The sequence below is a fragment of the Arcobacter lacus genome, from assembly GCF_003063295.1.
In the GTDB taxonomy this organism is placed as follows: Bacteria; Campylobacterota; Campylobacteria; order Campylobacterales; family Arcobacteraceae; genus Aliarcobacter; species Aliarcobacter lacus.
In genome coordinates this window covers 1-11,016 of record NZ_MUXF01000012.1, presented here as the reverse complement: position 1 = coordinate 11,016, position 11,016 = coordinate 1, and the positions used below count along the sequence as shown (strand labels likewise).

Here is an 11,016-nt window from a genome sequence, read left to right as displayed (position 1 = left end):
GAACCAGAAGCAAGTCCAGTGTTAAGTGGAGGGAATCCTGGACCACATAAAATCCAAGGGATTGGAGCAGGATTTGTACCAGATGTATTAAATACAAAAATATATGATGAGATAATACAAGTGTCAAATGATGCAGCAATAGAGACATCAAGAGGATTAGCACAAAATGAGGGGTTGCTTGTAGGTATTAGCGCAGGGGCAAACGCATATGTAGCAAGTCAAGTAGCAAAAAGACCAGAGAATAAAGGTAAAACAATAGTAACAATTTTATGTGATACAGGTGAGAGATATTTAAGTTCTGGATTATATAATTATGATGAAGAGTAGGACTCTTCTTCATATCAATTCAAATAGGAATTTAAATGCACGAAAAACCTTATAGGTCAGTTGTAAAAGCAGTATCTTGGCGAACAGTAGGAACACTTGATACAATGATTGTTTCATATTTTGTAACTGGTAATTTAATAATGGCAGCTTCAATTGGTTCTATTGAAGTAATTACTAAAATGGCTTTATACTATTTTCACGAAAGAGCTTGGAATAAACTATCTTTTGGAAAAGTAAAAGAAACAGGAAATGATTATCAAATTTAGGCTAATAAATGAGTAAAAAAGAAGATTTAGAAAATATTAATAAAGAACTTAAAAATAAAACAACAATAGATGTAATTGCTTATTTTTTAGATAATTTTAAAAATGTTGCTTTAAGTTCAAGCTTAGCAGCAGAAGATCAAGTATTAACAGATATTTTGCTTAAAAAAGACAAAAATGCATCTATTTTTACACTTGATACAGGAAGACTTCATCCTGAAACTTATGATGTTATGGATGCTACAAATTTAAAATATGGTATAAAAATTGATGTATTTTTTCCAAATAATGAAAAAGTACAAGAACTTTATAAAAATCAAGGTGTAAATGGACATTTTGAAAGTATCGAAAATAGAAAAAATTGCTGTAATATAAGAAAAATTGAACCTTTAAAAAGAGCTTTAAAAGATGTAGAAGTTTGGGTAACAGGTTTACGAGCTTCTCAAAGTGTTACAAGAACAGATATGCCTTTAGTTGAATGGGATGAAAACTTTAAAGTTATAAAAGTTAATCCTTTAATTAACTGGAGTGAAAAAGATGTTTGGGACTACATAAAAGAGAATAAAGTTCCATATAATAAACTTCATGACCAAGGATTTCCAAGTATTGGTTGCGCACCCTGTACCAGAGCCATTAAGGATGGTGAAGATATAAGAGCAGGACGATGGTGGTGGGAAAACCCAGAGCACAAAGAGTGTGGTTTACACAAAAAATAAAATTTCGACAAATTCAAACTTTTAATTTGAACTCGTCAAAAATTAATGGAGAAGAATAAAAAATGATAAGTACGGAAAGATTGACTCATTTAAAACAGCTTGAAGCTGAATCAATTCATATTATTAGAGAAGTTGTTGCTGAGTTTAGTAATCCAGTTATGATGTATAGTGTTGGTAAAGATTCTGCTGTTATGTTACATCTTGCACTTAAAGCTTTTGCACCTGCAAAATTACCATTTCCTCTACTTCACGTAGATACTTTATGGAAATTTAAAGAGATGATTGCATTTAGAGATAAAAGAGCAAAAGAAGAAGGTTTTGAACTTTTAGTTCATACAAATCCAGAAGGTATTGAAAAAAACATAGGACCTTTTACTCATGGAAGTGCAGTTCATACTGATATTATGAAAACTCAAGCTTTAAAACAAGCACTAAACAAATATAAATTTGATGCTGTTTTTGGTGGAGCTAGACGTGATGAAGAAAAATCAAGAGCAAAAGAGAGAATCTACTCTTTTAGAGATAAAAATCACAGATGGGATCCAAAAAATCAAAGACCTGAACTTTGGAATATTTACAATGGTAGAGTTCATAAAGATGAAAGTATAAGAGTTTTCCCTATTTCAAACTGGACAGAACTTGATATTTGGCAATATATCTATTTAGAGCAAATTCCAATTGTTCCTTTATATTTTGCTGCTAAAAGACCTGTTGTTGAAAAAGATGGTGTAAAAATCATGGTTGATGATGACAGAATGCCAATTGGTCCAGATGATGTAATAAAAGAAGAAATGGTTAGATTTAGAACACTTGGATGTTATCCTTTAACAGGAGCTGTTGAAAGTTCTGCAACAACTCTACCAGAAATTATCCAAGAGATGTTATTAGCGAAAACAAGTGAAAGACAAGGAAGAGTTATAGATAATGACTCAGCTGGTTCAATGGAAAAGAAAAAAATAGAAGGATACTTTTAAGATGTCACAAATAGAAAATAAAATAGCAACAGATATTGAAAGCTACTTAAAAGAGCACGAAAATAAACAATTATTAAAATTTATCACTTGTGGAAGCGTTGATGATGGAAAATCAACTTTAATTGGAAGATTATTACATGATTCAAAAATGATTTTCGAAGACCAATTAGCAGCAATAAAAAAAGATAGTAAAAAAGTTGGAACAACTGAAGGTGAATTTGATTTAGCTCTTTTAGTTGATGGTTTACAAAGCGAAAGAGAACAAGGTATTACTATTGATGTTGCTTACAGATACTTTACAACAGATAAAAGAAAATTTATTATTGCAGACACTCCAGGTCATGAGCAATATACAAGAAATATGGCAACTGGTGCAAGTACAGCTGATTTGGCAATTATTTTAATTGATGCAAGATATGGTGTTCAAACACAAACAAGAAGACACTCTTTTATTACTAAATTACTTGGAATAAAACATATAGTAGTTGCAGTAAATAAAATGGATTTAGTTAGTTTTAGTGAAGATAAATTTAATGAAATTTCAGCTTCATACTTAAAATTTGCAAAAGAGTTAGGAATGACAGAAGATATAACTTTAATTCCTATTTCTGCTTTAAATGGTGATAATGTTGTAAAAAGAAGTGAACAATCTACTTGGTATAAAGGCGATACGTTGATGAATCTTCTTGAAACTATTAAAATTGATGAAGATAGAGATTTAGAACACTTTAGATTACCTGTTCAGTACGTAAACAGACCTAACTTAAACTTTAGAGGTTTTTGTGGAACAATTGCTAGTGGAATTATAAAAGTTGGTGATGCAATCACAGTTTTACCTTCAGGAAAAAGTTCAACAGTAAAAAAGATAGTTACTTATGATGGTAATTTAGAATATGCTTATGCTCAACAAGCAATTACATTAACTTTAAATGATGAAATTGATATTAGTAGAGGTGATGTTATTGTAAAAAGTGATGAGCAATCAGATTTAGCAAGTAACTTTGATGTAGATATTGTTTGGATGAATGAAGAGCCTTTAACAAAAGGTAAACAATATTTTATCAAAAGAGCAACTAGTCAAACAGTTGGAACTGTTGACCACTTTTATTATAAAACAGATGTAAATACTTTAGAGCAAAGTGAAGCAAATGTGTTAAATCTAAATGAAATTGCAAGAGCGAAGCTTGATTTAGAACAAATAATTGCTTTTGATTCTTATGATAAAAATAAAGCTATGGGAAGTTTTATTATCATTGATAGAATTACAAATAATACGGTTGGTGCAGGAATGATAAGAAATAAATCTGAAAATCAAACTAAAAAAGATAGTATTTATTCAGATTTTGAAATTGAATTCAATGCACTTGTTAGAAAACATTTCCCTCATTGGGAATGTAAAGAGATTTTTTAGAAGGTTTTTATGTCACAAAATCTAAATATTGAAAAAATCAAAAAAGAGAAAAAAACAATAGATATCTTAACGGATATCTATTTCTACGCTGTTTTTGCAGAATTAATTCCATTAGAAGATTTAGAAAGATTTAATTGGTATGGAATTTATGCACAAGATGAAAAACAAGAGTTTTTTGAACTAAGAATTCCTTTATTTTTGGGTGAATTAAATTTAGTTCAATTAAAAACATTAAATGAACTTTCAAAAAAATATAGTAATGGCAATTTGATGTTTTGTAAAGAACAAAAAGTTATATTAAAGAATCTAAAGATTGGTAATATTCCAGATATTTTTAAACAATTAAATGAAGTAAATTTAAATACTTTTTTTGAAAATGGTCATACAGTAAGAAGAGTTTTAACTTGTCCAGTAAATGGTATTGATAAAACACAAATATTTGATGTAGAACCACTTGCAAATAAATTAAACGATACTTTTATAGGAAATAGAAATTTTTCAAATCTTCCAAACAAACTTCACATTGCAATAAGTGGATATGAAGAAGGTTGTGATGTAGCTTTTACACCTGATATTAGCTTCAATGCAACAAAAGATTCTAAAGACAAAATAATTTTTGCTTTAAATATTTTGGATAAAAATATAGGATTTATTACTCCTTCATCAGTTGTAAAATGTGCTACTTGTATTGCAAATATTTATAAAGACTTTGGAGATAGAGATGATATTGAAAAAAGTAGCTTTGAATATTTGATTAAAGATTTAGGTTATATTAGATTCTTTGATATTTTAAACTCTATGATGGATTATAAAGTTCAAAAGAATGCAATTATTTCAAAAGATAAAACACCAAAAAAACCAAGATTTGGAATAAATGAAAGTAAAATTGAAGGGCAAAGTTATATTGGATGTAAAGTTGATACAAATGAATTATCAAGTTCAACAATTGATAATTTATTAGCTTTATTTGAAAAATATAGTGCTTCAAAAATAAAAATTACACATAAAGGAAATATTATAATCCTTGATGTACCATCTACAAATGCTAAAAATTTAGCAAATGATTTAGAAAAGACAAATTTTAATCCTTTTATTTAATGGAGTTTTTTTGTGAAAATAGTTTTTTTTGGAGTGGGAGCTGTTTGTAGTGTTATTGCTAGATTATTATATGATTTAACAAAAAAAAGCTCAAATGATGAAATAAAATTTTTATTTGTTGTAAGAGATATAAAAAAAGCTAAATCACATTTTTTTAAAAATACAGAAGTTTTAAATAACTCTGAATTTTTAGAAATAAAAGATTTCGAAGAAGTTTTCACAAACTACAATAACTATACAAAGTATTTAGAGAAATCAACAATTTTTATAAATACTTCTATTCCAGATTACAATCTTTTTATAATGAAACTAGCCTTAAATTTTAAAACAAATTATGCTGATTTAGCTAGTGACATTTACAATGACGATGTAATCTCATCTTTACAATTTGAGCAACAAAACTTAAATGAAGAGTTCGAGAAAAATTCTCTTTTTGCCTTGATAAATTTAGGAATATCTCCAGGAATAACTAACTTTTTGATAGGTGAACGAATTTACTCACTTTCAAACCTACCTTACGAAACAAAAGTAAATAAAATAGAGATAAATTTATTAGAAGAGATTCAGTCAAAACAACTAATATTTTCTTGGTCACCAAAAGTAGCAATTGAAGAGATATCTTATTCACCACTATTTTTCAAAAAAAATAATTTAAAAAAAATCGAACCATTTTCAAAATCAAAAACTTATAAGTTTCCATATTTTAAAAATTTTGTAGAGGTTTATCCAGTTTTTCAAGAAGAAATAATCTCTTTAAAACAAAGTTTTAAAGATGTTGAAGATATTAGGATGTTTGTTGGTGGAAATGAAATAGAATTGATGAAAAATCTTTACCAACTTAATCTTTTATCAAATAAATATTGTTATGGTTATAAAGATTCAAAAATTTCTATAAATAGTATCATCAAAGATGTTATTCCAAAGATGAAATCTCCACAAATAATAGAAGATTATGTAAAAAATAAAGTTATAAAATATGCTGAATTTTCTGCTGTTGCTGATATATATTTAGAAATCTCTTATCCTCAAAATTCTAAAAAAATAAAAAGCACAGAATCAATAGGTATATCTTTTAACAAATATACAAACTTAACTAAAACGCATTATTCTGGTTCAACATATATCTCTTATCCAACTGGAATTGGAGCAGGAATTTTGATATTCTATACTTTGTTAAATCAAAAAAACAATGAGATAAAAGGTGTTTTAGTAACAGAAAAACTACCATCTATTTTAGGTGCTGTTACAAATGACATAATAAAAAGAGAGCTTACTTCTTATAAAATCAATTTAATCAATTCGATAAAATAAGCCCGTGGTAAAAAACAAATACTAATTAAGAATAAGCTAGAATTATGCGCTATATAAATATTATTAATTTTTAAAGAGAAAATTTTATGAATAAAGATATTTTTCGTCCTTTTTTTGATAAAGATGCTGATATACTAAATTTTATTCGATATAACACTATTGGAAAAAATAAAAAAGAGTATTTTGACTATACAGCTTCAGGACTTGGATTTAGACAAATTGAAAACAGAATACACGATGTTTTAGAAACTTATGCAAATACGCACTCAAAAGAAGCTTCTAATGCAGATAAAACAACAAATTATTATGAAAAAGCCCGAATTAATCTTGCTCATAATTTAGAGTTAACTGATGATTTTGCAATACTTCCAAGTGGTTGTGGCTCAACTGCAGCAATAAAGCATTTTCAAGAATTATTAGGACTTTATATTCCACCTGCGACTAAAAAAAGATTTAACTTCAAAATCGATAAAGAATCTGCTCCTTTAGTTATTGTTGGACCTTATGAACATCATTCAAATGAAGTTTCTTTTAGAGAGGCTTTGTGTGAAACACAAAGAGTAAATTTGGATAAAGATGGTTTAGTTGATTTAGATCACTTAAAAGAGATTTTGGAAAAAAATAAAAATAGAGAAATTATTGCTTCTTTTTGTATTGCTTCAAATGTAACGGGAATAATAACTCCATATGAAGAAATCTCAAAAATATTAAGAGCTTACAATGCAATTATCTGCTTTGATGCAGCAGCAAGTAGCCCATATATGAATATACCTTGTCATCTTTTTGATGCTATGTTTATGTCTTCGCATAAGCTTCTTGGTGGTCCTGGAAGTTGTGGTTTATTAGTTATTAGAAAAGATTTAATAGATACTTCAATTGCTCCTACATTTGCAGGGGGAGGAACAGTTGAGTATGTAAATAAAGATTTACAACTTTATCAAAAAGAGATAGAAACAAGAGAAGATGCTGGAACTCCAGGTATTTTACAACTCATTCGTGCATCATTGGCATATCAACTAAGAAATGAGATTAGTTTTGATTTTATAAAAAAACAAAAAGATGAGTTAAAAGAATTTTTAATAAATGAATTAAAAAAAATACCAAATTGTGTAATTTATGGAAATCAAGAAGCCCAAAACATAGGAATTATCTCTTTTAATATAAGAGGTTTAAGCCCTTATGATTTATGCAATAAAATATCTTCTCAAGATGGTTTTCAAACAAGAGCGGGATGTTCTTGTGCTGGACCATATGGGCATGATTTACTTGGAATTGAAAAATTAGATAAAACTAATCGTCCAGGTTGGGTTAGAGTATCTATTCATTTTTCACAAACAAAAGATGATATAAAAAATTTAATTGAAAGTATAAAAAAAGCGATTAAATAGTTTTAATAAAAGCTGAGATTCTACCCAGCTTTTAAGAATTAGTTAGTAATACCATCAGAAATTGGTTGTTCAACTTTAACTTGAATAGTTGGATCACCACTATTTGTGTAAATATCATAACCTTGATCAGTATCTGTTCCTGCCACTTTAGACCAATTATTTTCTTGTCCATTTTCACCAACAGTATCTTTAAATGTAACGCTATCAAAATTGTCTCCAGAGATTTTAATAACATTATCATCTCCACTTAATTTTATAACATCATCTAAAGTTAAACTTATATTTTCAGCTTTACTATTAGCTAAATTTATTTCACCATTTTCACTGATAATACTTGATAAATTATCAAGATTAATATCTGTACTTAAAATATTATCAACTGTCGAAGTAGCACTATCTGTAACTTCACCATTTTCATTTACTTCATTAGAAGTAGCACTTGCTTTAATGCTATTTAAATCTGTATCAGAAACTTCATTTTCATTTGTTAAAGTAAGTTTTGCTTCACCATTTTCACCTACTTTTACAGTATAACTTCCGTCATCATTTGCATTTATCTCGTTTCCATCACTTCCATATAATTTTGAATCCTCTGGAATATTTTTTAAAGTAATAGTATCAGATAGTTTTTCACTTCCATCTGTATCTGTAAGTTGTGCACTTAAAGAAATATCATATTTGTAAACTGTTGTTGTATCAACTTTGTCACCAATTGTTTCATCACTAAACACAATTTGTTCTATATTTTTTACAGTAATAGCCTGATTTGTATTTTGCTTATAAATATAAAACTCTTTATTTGCATAACCTTCGGCATCACTATTTAATGATACATATTCTTGCCATGTAATTATTTTACCTGTTTGTTTATCTATAACTCCATAGCTACTTATTGAACCTTCAAGATACAAAGTATCAAATCCTTTACCTCCATCAAAAGTACTACTTCTGAAATCATTAAAGTTACCAGGATTAAATCTAATACCATCATCACCCGAACCAAGATTTACATTTACATTATTAACTTGACCATTTATTTGAACAAAATCACTTCCTGCACCAGTAGAAATAGAATTTCCATTTCCATTAATATTTCCATTGATAATTATCTTATCAGAACCTGTTCCTGTTAAAATATTTCCTTCAAAAGTTCCACCAATGCTTATAGTATTATTTCCTTCTCCTAAATCAATACTTGATTTATTTTGTACATTTTGTCCTACTACAAGAGTATCATTTCCACTTCCTGTAGCAACACTTCCAGATAACACCCCACCAATACTTATAGTATTATTTCCTTCCCCTAAATTAATTGATCCTTCTGCACTTTGATTTATTAAAATTTTATCATTGCCCTCAGCAGAAGATACACTTCCTTTAAATCCACCAACAAAATCTGCTTCATTATTTCCATTTCCAAGATTTAAAGATACACTTGAATCTTGATTAAAAATAACTTTATCATTTCCTGAACCAGTGTTTATAACTTTGCCATTATTTACACTTGCAAATCTTAATGTATCATTTCCTGAACCTGTCGTTACACTTCCATTGTTAAAATTTTGGAATGTTTTATCAATATTTCCATTACTAAATACTAAGTCTTTGTTAATATCTTGAGAATTACTTCCCCAATCATTTACTGCTTTTTCAGTATTTAATAAATTTAATTCTTTAATATCTGAATTATTTTCACTATTACTACTATTTCCAGTTCCAACTGAAACCTCAATTGTTCCTGCTTTTACAACACTTATAGTTACTTCTGGTGCATCTGCAACTGCTTTTACATCAATAGTTGTTGTATAAGAAGCGTCACTAAAGTTTCCATTTCCATCACCAGCTTGGAATTCAAAACTTCCATTTTCATCACTATTCTCATTTGGTTCAAATACAACTTTTCCTGCTGCAATATCTGCAAGACTTATAATTTGGTCTTTTGAAATTTCAACTTTTGTATCTTCAGTAGCAATAGTTTTATTTCCATCTTTATCTATTATAGTTTCACCTGTAGTAACTGTTAAGTAAAGTTTCCCATTTGTTGGTAATTCTGTAATTTTAAATTCTTGTACTTTTTCTCCATACTCTCCAAAATCAGTTACTTTTAAAATGTAAGCTGTATCTTCATATGTATTAATATTATCATTTGAAGAACTTAAATTATCTCCAGTTCCTGATGTTGTAAAATCAAACTCAGCAGTTGTTGAATTTACTGATTCATAGTTTCCACCCTCAATTCTGACTACTTTTACTTCTACATTTGATAAGTCTGTACCTAAATCACTAGAACTTAATTCTAAAGTTCCTCTACCTGTTGCATTTAATGAAACTTCATACTCTTTTCCGTTTACTTCAACTATTGCAGTTGCTTTTCCTTGAGGTGGATAGTTTTCATCTACTTGAATATTAAATGTTACTTTCCCTCCATCTGTTAAAACATCAGTTATGCTAGTATTTACAACTTCTTTATAAACAATAGAATTTATTAAATAATCATCAACCGTTTTAGGAGCAGAGAATTCAACTGTATCAAATGATACAATTCCCCCATTTGAATCTGGTAATTCAAAAGTAAATAACTCATCTACTTTATCTGAACTTCCTTTTGCATTAACTACTTTTAATATTTCTCCATTTTCATCATAATAAGTAACTATAGCTTTAGTTGTACTTGAACCATCTCCTGTAACTGTGGCATAACCTACAATTTTACCATCATTTATAAAAGTAAGTTTTGCTGTTTCATGGTTATTTCTCCATGCAAAAGATACATCAAGCGAATTTACGTCTTTATCAGTAAATTCTACAACAATTTTTTCACCAACTCCCAACTCTTTTGTATCACCATTTGAGTTATTAACAGATTTACCATTTACTTTAGTTTCAACACCAAATCCATCATGATTTGTACCTGTAATTGTCGTTAAATTAGTCTCTTTTCCATCGCTTCCATAAGCCTTGATAGTTACTCCTGTTGTACCATCAGTTTTTGTATTTACATCAATAACTTTTGGTGTTGTTACAACTGCTGTAACTGTTACATCAATTGGATCAACATCATCATTTATTGTAATAGTTGCTGTTTTATCTGTTATATCTATTTTTGAATTTGATGTACTTACTATAGATACTGTTTCAGTAGTTGTACCTTGTTTATATGCATCATCTACTCTTGATGTTTCAACTTCAATAGTTTTAGTTGTATCCCCTACTTTAAAATCAATTTTTTGACCATTATTTAATGTGATAGTTAAATCTTCAGTTAATGGTTTATTAAACGATATAGTAACTGTTCCTATTGTTTTATTACCTGTTACTGTACCAGTATTAGATTCTGATACTGTACTTCCTGTTATAGTAACAGTTGGTGGTGTTGTATCTATAATCTCTATTGTAGCTTTTGTAGAATCTACATTTAAATTCTCAAATGTTGGAGCTGTTGTCTCTCCTGCATTTGCTACTACTTCTACTGATGTTGCTCCTAACTCTTTAGTCTCTCCATCTTCCCATACATCATCACCTTGTGCT

At 28.5% G+C, this 11,016-nt stretch carries 9 protein-coding genes; 8 read left to right on the top strand and 1 reads right to left on the bottom strand.

The window, feature by feature from the left end; all coding sequences use genetic code 11:
• The 8 genes from B0175_RS07115 to B0175_RS07080 form a co-directional block, all read left to right on the top strand.
• The coding region (locus tag B0175_RS07115) for a pyridoxal-phosphate dependent enzyme (protein WP_146175187.1) at positions 1-327 on the top strand (327 nt) is incomplete at its 5' end.
• Between the two features lie 35 nt (positions 328-362).
• Complete coding sequence (locus B0175_RS07110) at positions 363-593, top strand: DUF2061 domain-containing protein (protein WP_004511051.1); 231 nt, start codon at positions 363-365, stop codon at positions 591-593.
• Between the two features lie 8 nt (positions 594-601).
• Positions 602-1,306, top strand: coding sequence for a phosphoadenylyl-sulfate reductase (locus tag B0175_RS07105; RefSeq protein WP_108527941.1), 705 nt, complete (start codon positions 602-604; stop codon positions 1,304-1,306).
• A 62-nt stretch (positions 1,307-1,368) separates the two neighbouring features.
• Positions 1,369-2,280 carry a sulfate adenylyltransferase subunit CysD gene (gene cysD, locus B0175_RS07100; RefSeq protein ID WP_108527940.1) on the top strand — a complete coding sequence of 304 codons (912 nt, stop codon included), beginning with the start codon at positions 1,369-1,371 and terminating at the stop codon, positions 2,278-2,280.
• A gap of 1 nt (position 2,281) precedes the next feature.
• Positions 2,282-3,691, top strand: a complete 1,410-nt coding sequence (gene cysN / locus B0175_RS07095) for a sulfate adenylyltransferase subunit CysN (RefSeq protein ID WP_108527939.1) — start codon at positions 2,282-2,284, stop codon at positions 3,689-3,691.
• Positions 3,692-3,700: 9 nt separating this feature from the next.
• The gene (locus tag B0175_RS07090) at positions 3,701-4,789 is read left to right on the top strand and encodes a sulfite reductase (RefSeq protein ID WP_108527938.1); all 1,089 of its coding nucleotides are present in this window, start codon (positions 3,701-3,703) and stop codon (positions 4,787-4,789) included.
• A gap of 12 nt (positions 4,790-4,801) precedes the next feature.
• On the top strand, positions 4,802-6,100 hold the full coding sequence (locus B0175_RS07085) for a saccharopine dehydrogenase C-terminal domain-containing protein (protein WP_108527937.1): 1,299 nt from the start codon (positions 4,802-4,804) through the stop codon (positions 6,098-6,100).
• A gap of 86 nt (positions 6,101-6,186) precedes the next feature.
• The gene (locus B0175_RS07080; protein ID WP_108527936.1) at positions 6,187-7,488 is read left to right on the top strand and encodes an aminotransferase class V-fold PLP-dependent enzyme; all 1,302 of its coding nucleotides are present in this window, start codon (positions 6,187-6,189) and stop codon (positions 7,486-7,488) included.
• A 38-nt stretch (positions 7,489-7,526) separates the two neighbouring features.
• Here the strand turns inward: B0175_RS07080 and B0175_RS11250 are convergent.
• Positions 7,527-11,016 (bottom strand): beta strand repeat-containing protein (locus B0175_RS11250; protein ID WP_210004303.1); only part of this gene is annotated, 3,490 nt, incomplete at its 5' end.

Coding starts and splice junctions, on each gene's coding strand:
- B0175_RS07105 (WP_108527941.1), top strand. CDS start 602: ATGAGTAAAAAAGAAGATTTAGAAAATATTAATAAAGAACTTAAAAAT.
- B0175_RS07110 (WP_004511051.1), top strand. CDS start 363: ATGCACGAAAAACCTTATAGGTCAGTTGTAAAAGCAGTATCTTGGCGA.
- cysD (WP_108527940.1), top strand. CDS start 1,369: ATGATAAGTACGGAAAGATTGACTCATTTAAAACAGCTTGAAGCTGAA.
- B0175_RS07080 (WP_108527936.1), top strand. CDS start 6,187: ATGAATAAAGATATTTTTCGTCCTTTTTTTGATAAAGATGCTGATATA.
- B0175_RS07090 (WP_108527938.1), top strand. CDS start 3,701: ATGTCACAAAATCTAAATATTGAAAAAATCAAAAAAGAGAAAAAAACA.
- cysN (WP_108527939.1), top strand. CDS start 2,282: ATGTCACAAATAGAAAATAAAATAGCAACAGATATTGAAAGCTACTTA.